This is a genomic window from Photorhabdus laumondii subsp. laumondii (assembly GCF_003343245.1).
Taxonomy (GTDB): domain Bacteria; phylum Pseudomonadota; class Gammaproteobacteria; order Enterobacterales; family Enterobacteriaceae; genus Photorhabdus; species Photorhabdus laumondii.
The window spans coordinates 5,670,483-5,687,677 of the sequence record NZ_CP024901.1; the positions used below are offsets into that span (position 1 = coordinate 5,670,483).

At 44.4% G+C, this 17,195-nt stretch carries 14 protein-coding genes; 7 read left to right on the forward strand and 7 right to left on the reverse strand.

Features of this window, described 5'->3' with window-relative positions; translation table 11 throughout:
- Window positions 1-138 precede the first annotated feature (138 nt).
- The 4 genes from fdhE to PluTT01m_RS25210 all read left to right on the forward strand — a co-directional run bounded on the left by fdhE (window position 139) and on the right by PluTT01m_RS25210 (window position 6,120).
- Window positions 139-1,068, forward strand: coding sequence for a formate dehydrogenase accessory protein FdhE (fdhE, locus tag PluTT01m_RS25195; protein ID WP_011148949.1), 930 nt, complete (start codon window positions 139-141; stop codon window positions 1,066-1,068).
- Window positions 1,069-1,078: 10 nt separating this feature from the next.
- Window positions 1,079-2,470 carry an L-seryl-tRNA(Sec) selenium transferase gene (selA, locus tag PluTT01m_RS25200; protein WP_011148950.1) on the forward strand — a complete coding sequence of 464 codons (1,392 nt, stop codon included), beginning with the start codon at window positions 1,079-1,081 and terminating at the stop codon, window positions 2,468-2,470.
- A 33-nt stretch (window positions 2,471-2,503) separates the two neighbouring features.
- The gene (gene selB, locus PluTT01m_RS25205) at window positions 2,504-4,363 is read left to right on the forward strand and encodes a selenocysteine-specific translation elongation factor (RefSeq protein ID WP_011148951.1); all 1,860 of its coding nucleotides are present in this window, start codon (window positions 2,504-2,506) and stop codon (window positions 4,361-4,363) included.
- 107 nt (window positions 4,364-4,470) lie between these two features.
- Window positions 4,471-6,120 carry an LTA synthase family protein gene (locus PluTT01m_RS25210; protein WP_011148952.1) on the forward strand — a complete coding sequence of 550 codons (1,650 nt, stop codon included), beginning with the start codon at window positions 4,471-4,473 and terminating at the stop codon, window positions 6,118-6,120.
- Window positions 6,121-6,316: 196 nt separating this feature from the next.
- Here PluTT01m_RS25210 and PluTT01m_RS25215 read toward each other — a convergent pair whose 3' ends face one another.
- Window positions 6,317-7,636: a type II toxin-antitoxin system HipA family toxin gene (locus PluTT01m_RS25215; RefSeq protein ID WP_011148953.1), complete on the reverse strand. Its 1,320-nt coding sequence runs from the start codon at window positions 7,634-7,636 to the stop codon at window positions 6,317-6,319.
- Window positions 7,636-7,917, reverse strand: a complete 282-nt coding sequence (locus PluTT01m_RS25220) for a helix-turn-helix domain-containing protein (protein ID WP_041380456.1) — start codon at window positions 7,915-7,917, stop codon at window positions 7,636-7,638. Before PluTT01m_RS25220 ends, PluTT01m_RS25215 begins: the two co-directional genes overlap by 1 nt.
- Window positions 7,918-8,293: 376 nt before the next feature.
- Between PluTT01m_RS25220 and PluTT01m_RS25225 the strand changes: the two genes are divergently transcribed.
- The 3 genes from PluTT01m_RS25225 (at window position 8,294) to PluTT01m_RS25235 (ending at window position 12,512) form a co-directional block, all read left to right on the forward strand.
- Entirely contained in the window at window positions 8,294-8,533 is a 240-nt protein-coding gene (locus tag PluTT01m_RS25225; RefSeq protein ID WP_041381254.1) for an HTH-like domain-containing protein, read from the forward strand.
- A gap of 68 nt (window positions 8,534-8,601) precedes the next feature.
- A complete protein-coding gene (locus PluTT01m_RS25230) occupies window positions 8,602-11,265 on the forward strand; it encodes a TrlF family AAA-like ATPase (RefSeq protein WP_011148956.1) in 2,664 nt (887 codons plus the stop codon).
- Window positions 11,266-11,342: 77 nt separating this feature from the next.
- Window positions 11,343-12,512, forward strand: coding sequence for an RNA/DNA-binding domain-containing protein (locus PluTT01m_RS25235; protein ID WP_198408802.1), 1,170 nt, complete (start codon window positions 11,343-11,345; stop codon window positions 12,510-12,512).
- Between the two features lie 233 nt (window positions 12,513-12,745).
- Here the strand turns inward: PluTT01m_RS25235 and mnmE are convergent, their stop codons facing one another.
- The 5 genes from mnmE to rpmH all read right to left on the reverse strand — a co-directional run bounded on the left by mnmE (window position 12,746) and on the right by rpmH (window position 16,740).
- Window positions 12,746-14,110 carry a tRNA uridine-5-carboxymethylaminomethyl(34) synthesis GTPase MnmE gene (mnmE, locus tag PluTT01m_RS25240; RefSeq protein ID WP_011148958.1) on the reverse strand — a complete coding sequence of 455 codons (1,365 nt, stop codon included), beginning with the start codon at window positions 14,108-14,110 and terminating at the stop codon, window positions 12,746-12,748.
- 246 nt (window positions 14,111-14,356) lie between these two features.
- On the reverse strand, window positions 14,357-15,997 hold the full coding sequence (gene yidC / locus PluTT01m_RS25245) for a membrane protein insertase YidC (protein ID WP_011148959.1): 1,641 nt from the start codon (window positions 15,995-15,997) through the stop codon (window positions 14,357-14,359).
- 2 nt (window positions 15,998-15,999) lie between these two features.
- Window positions 16,000-16,260, reverse strand: coding sequence for a membrane protein insertion efficiency factor YidD (gene yidD / locus PluTT01m_RS25250; RefSeq protein ID WP_011148960.1), 261 nt, complete (start codon window positions 16,258-16,260; stop codon window positions 16,000-16,002).
- A complete protein-coding gene (gene rnpA / locus PluTT01m_RS25255) occupies window positions 16,224-16,583 on the reverse strand; it encodes a ribonuclease P protein component (protein WP_011148961.1) in 360 nt (119 codons plus the stop codon). Before rnpA ends, yidD begins: the two co-directional genes overlap by 37 nt.
- A gap of 16 nt (window positions 16,584-16,599) precedes the next feature.
- On the reverse strand, window positions 16,600-16,740 hold the full coding sequence (gene rpmH / locus PluTT01m_RS25260; protein WP_004093983.1) for a 50S ribosomal protein L34: 141 nt from the start codon (window positions 16,738-16,740) through the stop codon (window positions 16,600-16,602).
- Between the last annotated feature and the right edge of the window lie 455 nt (window positions 16,741-17,195).

Sequence of the window (17,195 nt, forward strand, 5' to 3'; positions counted from 1 at the left end):
AATATATTGATTATTACCGACCACATAATTTCAAGTATTATCTCTGTAGCCCAGAAACCACTTTTGATCTATGCTGAACGCTAAAAACAAGTTTACAGATTATTATTAATCTGAAAGCCCCAAGGAAGATAGAACCTAATGAGTATCCACATCGTTCCTAAAGAACAATTGAGCAAAGATCGCATCAATGAAAAAACAGCAGATTATATCCCGCCATTGCTTTTTGCTAATCTGAGAAATCTTTATCAGCGTCGAGCAGAACGCTTGCAACAATTGGCAAAAGAGAGCTCATTCGTTGATTATCTTAACTTTTCAGCACAAGTTGCCGAAGCTCAGCAAAAGGCGTTGCATGATAATCCATTGAAAATGGAGATAGCAGATATCTTAGAAAAATCGGTCATTGAAGGTAAACCGCCTCTGGATTGTAAAACCTTCCAACGTACTGAACACTGGCAAAAATTACTTCACTCTCTGATAGCAGAATTACTGCCGGATGCGTCGGAACATGTTAATGCCGCTCTGGATAATCTAGAAAAAGCGTCAGAACAGGAGCTGGAACAGATGGCCGATGCTCTGCTGAAAAATGAATTCAGTCAAGTCAGCCCTGAAAAAGCACTTTTTATCTGGGCGGCACTTTCCCTCTATTGGGCACAAATGGCAAATCAAATCCCAGGAAAAGCGAGGGCAGAATATGGTGAACATCGTCAGTTTTGTCCGGTTTGCAACAGTATGCCAGTCTCAAGTGTCGTTCAGATTGGCACAACCAACGGGTTGCGTTATCTGCATTGTAGTTTGTGTGAAAGTGAATGGCATGTAGTACGGGTAAAATGCAGTAATTGCGAGCAAACCCGCGATCTTAATTATTGGTCATTAGATAGTGAACACGCCGCCGTGAAAGCGGAAAGTTGCGGCGATTGCGGTAGTTATTTGAAAATTCTCTATCAGGAGAAAGATCCAAAAGTTGAAGCTGTTGCTGATGATTTAGCGTCACTGATCCTTGATGCCAAAATGGAAGAGGAAGGTTTTGCCCGCAGTAGCATCAACCCGTTTTTGTTCCCAAATGAGTAGTAGTAAGGCCATGACACATAAACCTTGCCTGTTGTACAGCCAACTCCCCGCCATTGATCGTCTATTGCGTGAGCCACAAATAACACCATTAGTGGAGCAATATGGACAGACGTTGGTCACTGCAACATTAAGAAGAATGCAGGAGCAGGCCAGAATCAATATCAAGCAGTATCAGGCACTGCCTGATTGGTGTGATAACTGGGCCTCGGCACTTGGTCAGCAACTGGAGCAGAAACAAGCGTTAGCTTTAAAGCCAGTGTTTAATCTTAGTGGTACGGTGATTCACACCAATCTTGGCCGAGCATTAATGGCAGAATCAGCGATTGAAGCGGTAACACAAGTGATGCGTTCACCTGTAACGTTGGAATATTCCCTCAATAACGCCGAACGTGGGCACCGTGACCATGCTTTGGCGGATTTACTGTGTGAATTAACCGGGGCGGAAGATGCTTGTATTGTTAATAACAATGCAGCGGCGGTGTTGTTATTGTTGGCAACCGTAGCATCCGGTAAGCAAGTGGTGGTTTCTCGTGGCGAACTAGTGGAAATTGGTGGCGCATTCCGTATTCCTGATGTGATGGTTCAGGCAGGATGCCGATTAGTTGAAGTCGGCACAACGAACCGCACTCACCTGAAAGATTATCGGCAAGCGATTAATGAAGAGACCGCTCTCCTCATGAAAGTGCATACCAGTAACTACAATATTGACGGTTTTACCGCGGAAGTGTCTGGCCGTGAATTGGCCACTCTGGGAATAGCCTCGCAAATTCCCACTGCAATTGATCTGGGCAGTGGTTCCATGATCAATATGGTGCAATATGGATTGCCAGCCGAACCTATGCCTCAAGATTATCTGAATCAGGGTATCGATCTGGTCACTTTCTCTGGTGATAAATTACTGGGGGGACCACAAGCTGGCATTATTCTTGGCAAGAAACACTGGATAGAAGCCATTCAGCGTCATCCGCTGAAACGTGCTTTGCGGGCAGATAAGATGACGCTGGCCGCTTTAGAAGCCACATTGCGGTTATATCAGCGCCCCGAACAGCTTTGCCAGCAGTTGCCAACGTTGCGTCTGTTAACCCGCTCACAACAACAAATGCATGATATGGCACAACGGCTATTACCTCAGCTTCAAGCACATTACGGTGACCAATTTATTGTTCGTGATGAACCCTGTTATTCACAGATTGGCAGTGGTTCACTGCCGGTTGATCGGCTGCCAAGTTGGGCTTTGACTTTCGCTGCCGTTGAGGGTCAGGGGAGCTCGTTAGAGCGGTTGGCCCGGTGCTGGCGTGGATTAGCGAAACCCGTTCTTGGTCGTATCTCTGGCGGACGTTTATGGCTGGATTTACGCTGTCTTGAAGATGAAAAAGCGCTATTGCAGGCATTGTTGCTGTAATTTTCTGAAATACAATAATTTTCTGAAACTATTATGATTTTTGCCACCGCGGGCCATGTTGATCATGGTAAAACCACACTTATTCAAGCGATTACCGGCGTTAATACAGCCCATTTGCCGGAAGAGAAAAAGCGCGGGATGACCATCGATTTAGGTTATGCCTATTGGCCGCAACCGGATGGCTCTTCGGTTGGTTTTATCGATGTGCCCGGACATGAGAAATTCCTCGCTAATATGTTGGCAGGGATCGGAGGTATTGATCATGTTTTATTAGTGGTTGCCTGTGACGATGGGGTAATGGCTCAAACGAGAGAACATTTAGCTATTCTGCGTTTGATTGGCCGCCCGGCCATGACAGTTGCGCTCACTAAAGCAGATCGGGTAGAAACACAACGAATAGTTGAAGTCCGCCAACAAATTGAACATGAACTGGCAACGCAAGGTTGGAGTGAATCCCCTCTGTTTGTAACGGCTGCGGCGGATAAAGAAAGTATTGTCCCTTTGAGACAGCATCTGTTGCAGTTGCATCAGCAAAATAAGCAGCATAAAAAATTACATCAACGTTTTCGTCTGGCGATAGATCGCGCTTTCAGTGTAAAAGGCGCAGGCTTGGTCGTAACGGGAACGGCACTGGCTGGCCGGGTCAGGGTGGGAGATACCCTCTGGCTAACCGGCCGGGATCAGCAAATTAGAGTACGTGGCTTGCATGCTCAGAATCAACAGGCCGATACGGCTCAGGCCGGGCAACGTATTGCACTGAATATTGCTGGTGATGTGAGTAAAGAACAGGTTTCCCGTGGTGATTGGCTACTTTCCCGCCAGCCCTTTGAACACGTAGAGAAAGTATTGGTGGAAGTAGAAACTGATGAACCCTTGCGAAACTGGCAATCACTTCATATTCATCATGCTGCCAGCCATATAACGGGGCGGATTTCATTACTAAATCCGCTTTCTGATAAGCCTCTGCTGGCTGAATTGGTGCTTGATAGCCCATTGTGGTTGGTTGAGGATGATCGACTGATATTGCGAGATATTAGTGCCAGAAAAACATTGGCTGGTACGCGGGTAATAAACCTAAATTCCCCCCGCCGTGGTAAGCGCCAACCAGCATTTTTGCATTGGCTCACTCAGCTTGCCAGAACATCAGATCATGCAGCTAATTTAGCGCTCCATTTGCCACGAGGTGCACTCTCTCTCGACCATTTTTCTTGGGCGCGTCAGTTAACGGAAGCAACTCTCCACCCGCTAATCGTTGATCAAGATATGATTATTGCCGATGGTATGGTGTTATCACAGAACAATGCCAAGTTAGCAAAGCAGAAGTTACTACACGTTTTGGCTGAATATCACCAGCAACATGTTGATCAACTGGGTTTAGGCAGGGCACGTCTGAAACGGATGGCGCTGCCAACGCTGGATGAAGCGCTAGTTTACACTTTGATAGATGCCTTGCTCAGTGATGGACAGCTAAAGCAATTACGAGGTTGGTTATATCTTCCTGAACACGGTTTGTCTTTTAGTGATGAACAGGCAAAATTGTGGCAACGAATAGCGCCCTATTTTACAGATGATCCTTGGTGGGTACGCGACCTGACTGCTGATTTAAAAGAAGAAGAAGCAACAGTTCGCAGTTTGTTGAAAAAAGCTGCTCAATTGGGGCATATTATCGCGATTGTTCCTGATCGTTATTATTGCAGCCAACGAATTCAGCAGTTCGCCGATCTGATTCGTCAATTTAATCAAGATCATGGTGCAATTACCGCTGCCGATTTTCGTGATCAACTCGGTATCGGTCGTAAACTGGCTATTCAGATATTGGAATTTTTTGATCGCAGTGGTTTTACTCGTCGTCAGGCTGAGTCACATATTCTTAGAGATAATGGGCTGTTCTGATGATTTCTTTATTTAAAATATAGATGATTTCAGCAAAATCACCGTCTTGAACTGATCTGTGCTATTTTGCCAACCGTGAACCACCTATTAATTGGATTCAATACGATATGAAAAAGAAAATAATATCAGGTGTTTATCTGGGATTATTGTTCATTGCAACTTTAATACTAGTTTTTGAAAAAAGTGAAGATATTTACCCGGCACTGATTGCTGTCGGCATGTTTGGTGTGATATTTGGTCTAGTATTTTTTGCGTCAGCTCGGTTACTGTTTTCTACGGCCTTTACCGGAACACTGTTTATTATCTTTAAGTTCCTCAATCAGATAAAAGTTCATTACTACAAAGAGCAGTTGATGTTCTCCGATCTAAACTTGATGTTTGATCCTGCCAATCAGGAAACACTACGCCACTATTGGCTGGCCGGTTTAGGCGTTGTCGCGATGTTTATCTGGTTGATTTTTAACATGACGCTGAGCTGGAAAAAATCATCTTCCCTCCGTGGTTTCAAATGGCGTACCGTCGGCTTGGTTCTGGCGGCGTTCTGTACATGGGAAGTGAGCGCTACCGCCGATGCGTTCAGGGAACAGTGGGAATCTTCACTACCAAAAGGACGTGGTACAGTCACCAATATGGTGATGTCGGCCAAAGATGCCAAATATCATGCGCCTCAGTTTGGGCAATCATCCGATTATTTTCTGCAACAGGCTAAGAATGTTGTGCTGCCTGTCCCGCAGTCAGCGATTAAACCTGACGTGGTGATGTTATTACAGGAATCCACCGTGACTCCGCATATCTATCAACTGCCTGATGATACCCGCTTACCTCATCTTTATATGTTCCAGCGGGATTCGGGTGTCAGCGCCCAAAGTCCAATGCGGGTGCAAACTTTCGGTGGTGGTACTTGGTTATCTGAATTTTCTGCTCTGACGGGCTTAAATACAGATGATTTTGGCTCACGTAAGAATGCGGTTTTTTATTTTATTGTTGATCACCTGAAATATAGCTTGTTCCGTGAAATGAAACAGAATGGTTATTATACGGTTGTTTTGACACCATTTAATAAATCTTCTTATCATTCCGGTCATGCCTATCAGACTCTCGGCGTTGATCGCATTATTCAGCCACAAGAATTGGGATATCCCGCCAGTCTTGATAAAAATCTGTGGACTATTTCTACCCAAGAGATGTTGGGTTATGTGAAAGAAATTTTGGCACAGGAAACGGATAAGCCGCTCTTTATTTTCTCACTAACTATGTATGAACATGGCCCATATGATGAAGATCACGCTGATGATTACAGGCTTACCGGACATGTGAAAAATTCACAGGCAGTAGGTAAGTTCAGTCACTATATGGAGAAAATCAAAGCTTCTGATCCGGCAATTAAAGATTTCAGTGAGTTTGTTGCTAAACGGGAAAAGCCAACCATGTTCCTCTACTTCGGTGATCATCAACCCAATATCAGCCTAAATCAGTACAATGGCGTATTTTCAAATCCGGGTCATATTACCCAGTTTACTATGCGGGATAACTTGCAACAGGGAGAATCTATTCAGACTGATGAACTGACGGATATTTCATTCCTTGGCGGCATGATTATGGAGAGGGCTAAACTGGATGCTTCATCTTTTTACCGAGCAAATATGACAATGCGTCATCTCTGCCGAGGAGCGTTGGATGATTGTCAGGATAAGGCGCTGGTGGAGAGTTATAAACACTATATTTATCAGCAACTAGACGTTGCAGGTAAAAAGTAAGTTATACCCGTTATCTTTCAAGTTGCCTCTTTGTTGGCTGCACTCACTCACCCCGGTCACATAGTTACCTATGCTCCCGGGGATCCGCTCCCTTGCCGTCGCGATGCATCTCGAAATCCATAGGGTATATATACCCATAATGTGAGTAGGTGCCATATTTATATGGCGCTTGCTGTAGATAATGTTGATGAGAATGTTAATCCCACCCAATTTTCAGGCGCTTTGCTCTGGCTTGTAACCCTCCCAATATCGAATTACTGATATGAACAGGGAAATCTATCGGCAACTGGTCTCTGACATTCATGACAACGGTATCAACCGTCTCAGCATATTCAGTAAGAATTCTTGCCATCGAATCCTTATCAAATCCAGCGACCTTGGCTGTTTGAAAAAAGTGCCTTGGGAATATCTGCTCTATGTTGTACTTCCTACCTCTCGTCCCAGTTAGCCCCATTGCCAATTTGGCATCTCGGGGATGAAGCCCTCTGCCTCCGAATACAGGGTACATGGAAAGAATGTCATAAAAAGGCGTTAGCCGATAATGCCCATCAGCCTCAATAAACAGCGAAAAGTTTTTTGCATGGCCGTCTGTGGCGGCCAACAGCCAAAATAATACCTGGATCTTCATAAATTCATAACGGTCAGTCTCGGCTTTAACCGAACCCAAGAGGCAGGACATGATCTCGGGAATCCCAGGGCCACCATGACTCTCATACTTTTTCGCCGAAGGCACGCTCAAGGTTTGGCAGAAATCTTCCTGAGGCAGCCGCATTATCCAACTGTTGTCAGATGAGTACTTGCGATCAAATCGTTCTACCGCTAATGCTTTTATCTCTCCCACTTTCATTATTAAGCAGTGAGGAACAGACAGCCCAAACATCCTGGCAATCAACATGCACAGATATTCATTTTCCACACTTTCAGACATATCAATGGAATGTGAATGACTCTCAATTTTACCAATGGGAAGTTTAATGATGTGTGTTGTCGGCGTGGCATTTAATGGCAAACACCAATTTCCATCAATATTTAAAAGCGCTGTCTTTTCCTGTGCGCCAGCAATGGATATACGAAAATCTTCCTCTTCTTCGATCATCCCCAATGGCGCACCAGCTTGGTAGCCAGTTAGCACTTTCTCTAGTTCCACCTTGGATAAGGGCTTGTATTCAATCCTCTTGATATCATTAGCGGATGTACCTTGCGGTACCAATTGCAAAGCACCTACACTATCTTGGCCAACTTTAGCCAGCAGATCAAAAGGTTGCGTTGATTCAGCATTGTGCCTGGCAACAATTCTTCTTCTGATTTCCGGATTATCCGGCAGTAGATTATCGAAAAAGTTATATACCTCGTCCCCCTGATAAGCTTGATGGCGCAGAGGCATAGACAGTGAAATGGGACGACTACCCGATAACCTAAGCCAGGACTCATCATATTTGAAATGGTGGAAGCCAGTATTGGCTTTGGTGAATACTCCAACCCGATAACCGTTCATGTAGACATCCAGTGCTGCCATTACCACTCCTCTTTCCACGCCGGGTCCGACGTTGTGCAATCATCTTCCACTGACGAATTTATCTTAGTCACGTTTCTTGGCCGGATATCGAGTTCTAAATTCAACGCCGACATAATCTTAAAGAAGGTCTCCAGCTTGGTAGAATCTGGGTGCAGCTCAAAGCTTGATACCGTGTCCTGCCGAATACCCACTTTGCTTGCCACTTTGCCCTGAGAAAGTTTTTGAGTAAGCCTGATATCTTTTAAATATACGCTAAGTTGTTTCGAGTTAGTCACTTTCATATTGAGGTCAACCAATTTGAACAGTTAACCTCATTGTTACACGCTATGACAGGTAAATCAATTTTTACACGCTATAGACGGTAAATATAATTTTACCTGTTATAACCGGTAAAAAGTTCCACTTCTGCCTTTTACCCATTCACTTGCCAATACAGAATGTGAAAAATATAATTAAAACAATTTCTTATGTGAATTTTGATTTTGTAACTAAATGGTAGCATTATCTCATAGCTTGCTATCAGTAAAGCAAACCATCCCCCATCTATTTGCAAATAGTCTAGAACGTTTACCAACGCAACTACAGTTTTCCTTGCTGTACGCATATAAATTATATAATTTAGCTAAATTATCTAGATGTTCGATGGTAAAGGTTATGATAAACGAACAAGATATTTACGAAAGGATCAAGCAGGTTTTAGCGAATGCGCCACGCAATCAGTACACAGCTGAGCTACATCTACAAATGATTAAGTATGCCGATGAGCTGAAGAACATTACAGCTAAAGACTTTTGTGAAGGTGTTGGGCTTACCCAGAGTTTTGGCACTGAATTCAGTAAAATGCGCAATTTGACGCAGCGTTTGAAAACCGCAGGACTTAATACAGATCTGCTTTAAGACAATTTTATCGATGTAAATTACCAAGACCTGAACGATGAATATGCCTGTATAAGTGGAGTATAAGTATGACTATTCAGACCAATAAGTACGCTAAAGCTCGTTTTTTCAAGTGTGCATTGCAGGTAAATGCTTCAGGCTACATAAAATATCGGGGGCAGCAACAGGCGCTTTCTGAAGATGACTATAACCAGCAATTGTTAAATGCTGCGCTAGAGATGAGAATTGAAGTCATCGGCCTAGCTGATCATGGGTCAGTGAATGGTTTTGAAAAGATCAGAGATCTCTTTACACAACATGGAATCGTGGTGTTCCCCTGCTTTGAAGTTGCTTCCAGTGAGAAAATTCACTTCGTTTGCTTGTTTGATGAATCAGAGTCAGCTGATCAGATAAAAATGCATTTGGGAGCATTAGATGTGGATATAAACCAGCCGGAAGCCCCAGTGCAGAAATCTGCCACAGATATTATTAATTACGTAAACGATAAGGGTGGTTTCATTTTCGCGGCCCACTGTACTAATGATGATGGCGTGTTAAAACGGCGGATGAATCATATTTGGCAACATAAAGGGCTGTTGGCTGCTCAGATCCCAGGTTCAGTTGAGGACTTAAAGGGTGTAGAGAGCGACTTTTATCGTAAAGTTTTCCTAAATAAAGATGATAACTATCGCCGCAAACGGGAAATGGCTGCCATCAATGCCGCTGATGTGGCGAAGCCTGAAGAGATTAAAGCTGATGGCGCTTCTTGTTTAATTAAAATGACCAAGCCCTGTTTCACTTCTTTCAAGCAAGCTTTTTTAGATGCTGGCTCCAGAGTGCGGCTAAATTCAGACAAATCGGAAAACTATGCGTCAGCTATCGAACGTGTTCGTTTTGTCGGTGGCTATCTTGATGGTATGGATATTGAATTATCGGATCACTTAAACGCGGTGATTGGTGGTAGAGGTACGGGCAAATCAACCCTGCTGGAGTGTATTCGCTATGCTTTTGATTTAGAACCTTTTGGTAAAGCATCGAAAGCTCAGCATGACGCTATTGTAAAAAATAACTTAGGTCTCGAAAAAGGTATGGTTGAAGTAAGAGTTCGCTCTGCAACCATGCATGGCCGCATATTTACGGTGAGCCGCAAATATGGAAACCAGCCAGTAGTGGTGGAGAATGAAAACGGCAGAATTTCACCTTATCACCCCAAAGATTTACTGCCTGGCGTTGAGCTGTACGGTCAGAATGAAATTTATGAAATGACTCGGGATGAACAAAGCCGAAACCTACTTATTAAACGATTCTTGGAAAGTGAGCACGAGCAGTTTGATAAGGCCATAACCGAAGTGCTAGAAAGCCTTAAGGATAATCGTGAAACCATTATTCGTGCGCTTAGCCAAAAAGCAGATGTTGAGGCAGAAGTTGAGCGCTTACCCAAGTTATTGGATCAGGCTAAACAATTCCAGGCGCTGGGTATTGATGAAAAGTTGAAAGTGATTCCAACGCTGGAAAAAGAAAAACAACTGAATGAGAGAGTTAATGAAGAAATTACTCGAATAAAAGAAGCTATCAACATCTTAAAAGACAGTTTGCCAGATACGGTATTTTTAAGCGATGCCAGCTTAGAAGGATTACCACACTCAAATCTTTTAAAACAAAAGCGTCAAGTTTTGGAAATGTTAAAGAACTCTTTAACTCAATGTTTAATCCGGGTTGAAGAGCTCTCCAGTAAAGCCTCTGGTGATTTACTTCCTCTACAGCAACAACTGTCGGAAAGGTTGCGAGCGGAAGAACAACAACTTGAAAATGCGTTTAAAGACATACCTGCAAGTCAGGGTAAAACAGGTCGGCAGATTGGTGCTGAATATCAAACCTTACTAAAGCAAATTGAACAGATCCGCCCAAAAGAAACTGCCTTGCAAAACCGACAAACCCAACTCAACGAGCTCTATAGTCAGCGGAAGAAACTATTGCTTGAGTTAGATCAGCAGACCAGTGCACGTGCTAGCGCCATGCAGAATTCGGTTAAACGGCTCACTCGCAAGTTGGATCAAAAGGTACGCCTTAGTCTGAATTCTGAAGGTAACCGCCAAGAATTAGTGAATTTCCTGAGTGATTGCAATTTAGAGGGTATTGGGCAGGAAAGACTAGCGTGGGTTTTAGAGAGTGAGTTCACACCCGCTAATCTTGCTGCCACTATTCGCCAAGGTGAGGCTGAATTAACCTCTAATTTCGGTATATCTAATTCCGTTGTACGAGCGTTAAGCCGTTTGCCTAAGCGTAAACTGCTTGAGCTAGAAGAGTTGCTGCTTCCCGATACAATGGCGATTGAGCTGAATATCACTCACGGTGAACGCGAGGCCGTTTTCCGCCCAATTGGGGAACTATCGACCGGCCAACAATGTACGGCGATTTTGCACCTGTTGCTATTGGACAACCAAGATCCTCTTATCCTTGATCAGCCGGAGGATAACCTTGATAACGCCTTTATTGCTGAGCGTATCGTTGCTGAGCTGCGCAGAGCCAAGCTAAGCCGACAGTTCTTGTTCGCAACCCACAACGCCAATATTCCGGTATTTGGCGACGCGGAATGGATTGGTGTGCTGAGTGTGGAAGATAACAAAGGGTTGATCCGGCCAGAACAGCAGGGTGCGATCGATATGCCCGAAGTGCAAAAACTAGCGGCAGATATATTGGAAGGTGGTAAGAGTGCGTTTAATCAACGTCGTGAAAAGTACGGCTTTAACTGAATGCTTTACTTCCTTGGGAGAGAACGATGTTAAAAACAGAATTGTTGGAAATTATTGCCAATGGCGAAAATTCAGGTGTGGAGTTTAAGCGAGATGATATACGTCCTGAGCAGTTAGCCAAAGAAGTTGTTGCTATGGCCAACTTCCAAGGGGGACGGGTACTGCTGGGTGTGGAAGATGACGGTACTATTAGTGGCGTACAAAGGCATGATCTTGAAGAGTGGGTTATGAATGTCTTTCAGGGCAAAATTCATCCGATGATGCTGCCGTTTTACGAAGAAGTGAAATTGGATGATGGTAAACTGGTTGCTGTCATTAGTTTTCCCATCGGCATTTCGAAGCCCTACGTCGTTCTCCATAGCGGAAAAGAGGAAATCTATATTCGTGTTGGGACAACATCGAGGCTAGCAACTAGAGAGCAGCAGATGCGATTGTTCGAATTGGGTGGAATGCTGCATACCGAAGTAATGCCTGTGCCTCGTACAGATATGAGTTGTTTGGATGACGCTCGCCTAACCAATTATGTAAAGGACATCTTACGAGATCCCGATGTACCTAAAACACCTGATGAATGGCAAGCAAGGCTACTTGGACTGGGTTTTTTAACCGAAGCCGCAGGCAGTGTTTGCTGCACAATAGCTGGCTTGGTGTTATTTGGTAAAAGCCCGAGACGCTATCTCAAACAAGCAGGTTTACGGGTCATGGTATTTCATGGTGAAGATAAGGAATACCAAGCTGCATTGGATGACATCATTGATGGCCCAATGGTCGGGCGCTGGGATCTTGAAAATGGTGATAAACGGCTAGTCGATGGCGGCGTTATTGAGAGATTTATCGAGGCTATGAGTCCCTTTATTTCTCAAGAGTCTGATCAGGTGAATGAAGAGTTAAGGCGAGAGACACGGTGGTTTTATCCACTTGAGGCCGTTAGAGAAGCATTGGTCAATGCACTGGCGCACCGCGATTGGACACGTTTTGTTGAAATTGAGGTATCTAGTTATTCCGACCGGCTTGAAGTAATTAGCCCAGGTTCGTTACCAAACTCCATGACGGTAGAAAAAATGAAAGCAGGACAGCGTTCACCCAGAAATATCATTGTTATGGAAGTATTGCGTGATTATGGCTATGTCGATTACCGAGGAATGGGTGTGAGGACCAAAATTATGCCACTAACGAAAGCGTTAACAGGTAAAGATCCTGAGTTTGATTTGGCAGACGATCATTTAAAAACAATCTTGTTCCGGTAACAGATGTTGTAGCTGTTGGAACAGCGTATACCACACTGTATTTGGCGCTTTTAAAACAGCACCATTTTTTTAAAAGTAATCGGAAAACGACTTTGCAATGCGCGATGGAGTTTTGGTAAAGCGGATCAAAGCGAAGTAAAAAAGAAAGCACTGTTATATATGTAAAAGTTTATATATAACAGTTTGATATGTTTCGATGGGTTTTGAAGCGTTACACTTTAAAAATGACCACTTCACTTCCCAATACAAAAACTCGAAAAAATCCTTCCTAGCAGATCATCGGAGGTAAATTCACCCGTGATCTCACTCAATGCCTGCTGCGCCAGACGCAACTCTTCTGCCAGCAATTCACCTGAACGGGCAACCACCAATTGTTCATGGCCCTGTTGTAAATGTTCCGCTGCGGTATTTAATGCTTGTAAATGACGACGACGAGCCAAGAAACCACCTTCGGTATTACTGCTAAAACCCATCGTCTCTTTCAGATGATCACGCAATAAATCGATTCCTTCACCACTACGGGCAGAAAGTCGAATTAGCGAGTAACCACTTACTTCTGCAATACTTGTCTCTTCATCAGTCATATCTGTCTTATTACGAACGACTGTGATAGGAAGCGATTTAGGCAGGCGAGCCATAAATTCAGGCCAGATTTCCACAGGTTCAACCGCGTTCGTCGTCGTGCTATCCACCATAAACAGTACACGATCAGCCTGCTCAATTTCCTGCCAAGCACGCTCAATACCAATACGCTCAACTTCGTCACTGGCTTCACGCAAACCGGCGGTATCAATAATATGCAACGGCATACCGTCAATATGGATATGTTCACGCAGCACATCACGGGTTGTACCAGCAATATCCGTCACAATCGCCGCTTCACGGCCTGCTAATGCATTAAGTAGACTGGACTTTCCTGCATTAGGGCGACCAGCAATAACAACTTTCATCCCTTCACGTAAAAGGCTGCCCTGACGTGCCTGAGAACGCACTCGCTCAAGCTCAACTATCACTTCATCCAACTTAGCTTCGATTTTCCCATCAGAAAGGAAGTCAATCTCTTCATCTGGAAAATCAATAGCCGCTTCTACATAGATTCGTAAGTGAGTAAGTGCTTCCACCATCTGGTGAACTTGAGTCGAAAAAGCGCCCTGTAAGGAGTTCATCGCTGAACGGGCAGCCTGCTCCGAACTGGCATCGATCAGGTCAGCAATGGCTTCCGCCTGAGCTAAATCCAGTTTGTCATTAAGAAAAGCGCGTTCAGAAAACTCACCTGGGTTAGCAATTCGCACACCAGACAGCGTTAGAATACGTTTAAGTAGCAAATCGAGAATAACTGGACCACCATGCCCTTGAAGCTCCAGTACATCTTCTCCAGTAAAGGAATTCGGCCCCGGAAAGTAAATAGCAATCCCCTGATCAAGTATCTGACCATCCACATCACGAAATGGCAGATAATCTGCATAACGGGGTTTGGGTAATTTACCTAATACCACCTCAGCGACCTGTGCGGCTTTCGGGCCGGAAACACGCAAAATACCAACCCCTCCTCGTCCTGGTGGGGTAGCCTGAGCAACAATCGTATCCGTGGTATTCATAGTTATCTCTCTATTGACTTTTTCGCCCAAATTATTCTTTTACTCAAATAGTTAAGGCGGTCAATGACCGCCTTTTCTGTTACAACGGCCAGCATATATTCATTCTGGCTGAAGCTATACCCGTCATCTTTCAAGTTGCCTCTTTGTTGGCTGCACTCACTCACCCCGGTCACATAGTTTTCTATGCTCCCGGGGATTCGCTCCCTTGCCGCCGCGATCCATCTTGAAATCCATAGGGTGTATGTTTTATTTCGCTGGCTTTTTCTCACGACTATGCAAGCCGCGTTTTTCCAGCCCACGATAAATTAATTGCTGCTGGATAATTGTCACCAGGTTACTGACGATATAGTACAGAACCAGACCTGATGGGAACCACAGGAAGAATATGGTAAATATGACGGGCATATAGGTCATAATCTTCTGTTGCATCGGATCAGTAATTGTTGTCGGAGACATTTTCTGGATGATGAACATTGTCACACCCATCAGCAACGGCAGGATGTAATAAGGATCTTGTGCAGACAAGTCATGAATCCAGCCAGCAAATGGCGCATGACGCAATTCAACAGAACCCATCAACATGTAATATAAAGCAAGGAAGATTGGCATCTGGATCAACAGAGGCAAACAACCACCCAGTGGGTTCACTTTCTCTGCTTTGTACAATGCCATCATTTCCTGGCTCATACGCTGTTTATCATCACCAATACGCTCGCGCATAGCCGCCAATTTAGGCTGTAACAGACGCATTTTCGCCATTGACGTGTATTGTGCTTTGGTCAGCGGGTACATGATACCACGCACAATAAAGGTGATAACAATGATGGAGAAGCCCCAGTTACCAATAAAACCATGCAGGAACTTCAACAGCTTAAATAATGGCTGAGAGATAAACCACAACCAACCATAGTCTACGGACAGATCCAGATGAGGTGCTACAGCAGCCATTTCATCTTGAATTTCTGGACCAATCCACAGTGTAGAAGAGACTGTTTTTTCACTGTTAGCCGCAACAGAGATTGGGGCACTCTTATAGCCAATCGCAGCCATCTCTTTACCTAATGCAACAGTGTAAAAAGTGCTGGTTTCATTAGCTACAGGAACCCAAGCAGTAGCAAAATATTGTTGCAACATAGCAATCCAGCCACCTTTGGTGGTCACGGATAAAGATTCACCTTCAATATCGCTAAAGCTATATTTTTTGTATTTGGTATCATCTGAAGAATAGGCTGCACCACGGTAAGTATGCAGGGCAAAGTTACTGCTGCCTGTATCACGATGCTTGGGTAGTTCAACACTCTGTTTCAACTGACCAAAGAAGGTCATCTGTAACGGTTTTTCTGTCGTGTTATGAATACGGTAATCCACACTAATCGCGTATTCACCACGTTTCAGGACAAATGTTTTAACGTAAACAATGCCATTTTTAGTGACGAAATTCATTGGGATACGCAATTCATCCTGTCCATCAGCCAATACATAGCTATCCTGTGCTGCGGTATACAGCGGGCGCTCACTATTCATCGGGTTATCTGGACCATCTTTCCCCGTCAATCCGCTTTGCGCTTGATAAGTGAAAGCGGGTGTTGTTTCCAACAACTTGAAGGGCTGGTTTGAACCCAAGGTATCAGGATAGGCTAACAGGTCAGCCTCTTCGATATCACCGCCACGAGTATTGATGGTCAAAGAGAGCACATCAGTTTTAACCGTGATAAGTTTACCTTTTCCACTGCCTGGTACAGCTTGATTCTCACTGCTCGGCATATCCGTTTGTTGCGTGGCCTGTACTGTCGTTGGCTGCGGATTTTTATCTGCTTCCCATGCTTGCCAGACCAAGAAAGAAACGAACAGCAAAGCGATGAGAAGAAGATTACGTTGCGAATCCATCGTTAGTGTTCTCTGTTATCGTTGTTTTTTACGGGTGGGACAGGATCATCACCACCTTCATGTAAAGGGTGGCATTTTAAAACGCGTTTCACCGTTAACCAACAGCCTTTTATCACCCCAAACCTGCGTAATGCCTCAATGCCATATTGAGAGCATGTAGGATTAAAGCGACAACGAGGCCCCAACAGCGGGCTTATTACCAACTGATATCCCCGGATTAATGCGATCAGGAAGCGCGAGCCAAACGACAGTGACGACGCCATAATTTACCCAACGCCTCCGTTAACGCACGGTTATCAAGCTCAGCAACGCCTTTCCTAACCAATACCACAAAATCCATAGGAGGCAACTCATGTTGGTTTAAACGGAAGCTTTCACGGGCTAACCGCTTAATCCGGTTACGCTCATGAGCACGTTTAACATTTTTCTTGGCTATAGTAAGACCGATACGGGGATGCCCCAGCTCGTTCGGGCGACCAAGGATAGTAATCTCTGGCGAACTTGCCCGTTGGGGTTGCTGGAAAACATAAGTGAAATGCTTGGGAGTTAACAAGCGTAACTCCCTCGGAAAAGCGAGCTTAACCACTAGATGGTTAGCTTTATTACTTAGAAACGGTCAGACGAGTACGGCCTTTTGCACGACGGCGAGCCAGAACCTGACGACCATTTTTGGTAGCCATACGAGCGCGGAAACCATGAGAACGGTTACGCTTCAGTACGGATGGTTGGAAAGTGCGTTTCATAGCGATTTCTACCTAACTTAAGATTATTACTGATTCAGTAAATGCGTTGGCAGCCAGTGAGAAATAGACACCGATGCCTCAATCGCAACATCAATATAAAAGAAGCGGGATTGTAATAAAATGTACAGCTCTGAGTCAATTTACATAACACAAAGTCGGCCGGCTTTTCTACTGAGTCGGATGTTTACCAACACTCTGCCCATGCGTACACCAGACCCTTCACCAAACATTATCGGTAAAAACTCTGATACGCACATAGGGTGCAATATTATACGGACTACTGAACAAAGCGCAACGATCACTGGCAGATCTTCGTTTTTTGTTATGATCCTTGGTCCGATTTTATTTTGAATACCGGCTTATTCTCGATCTGCATTTGGCATCCTCCATAATTCCACTACAACCCCTTTACAGCTCTTTATTTCACACACAATTTTATCCTGTGGATAAAAAGC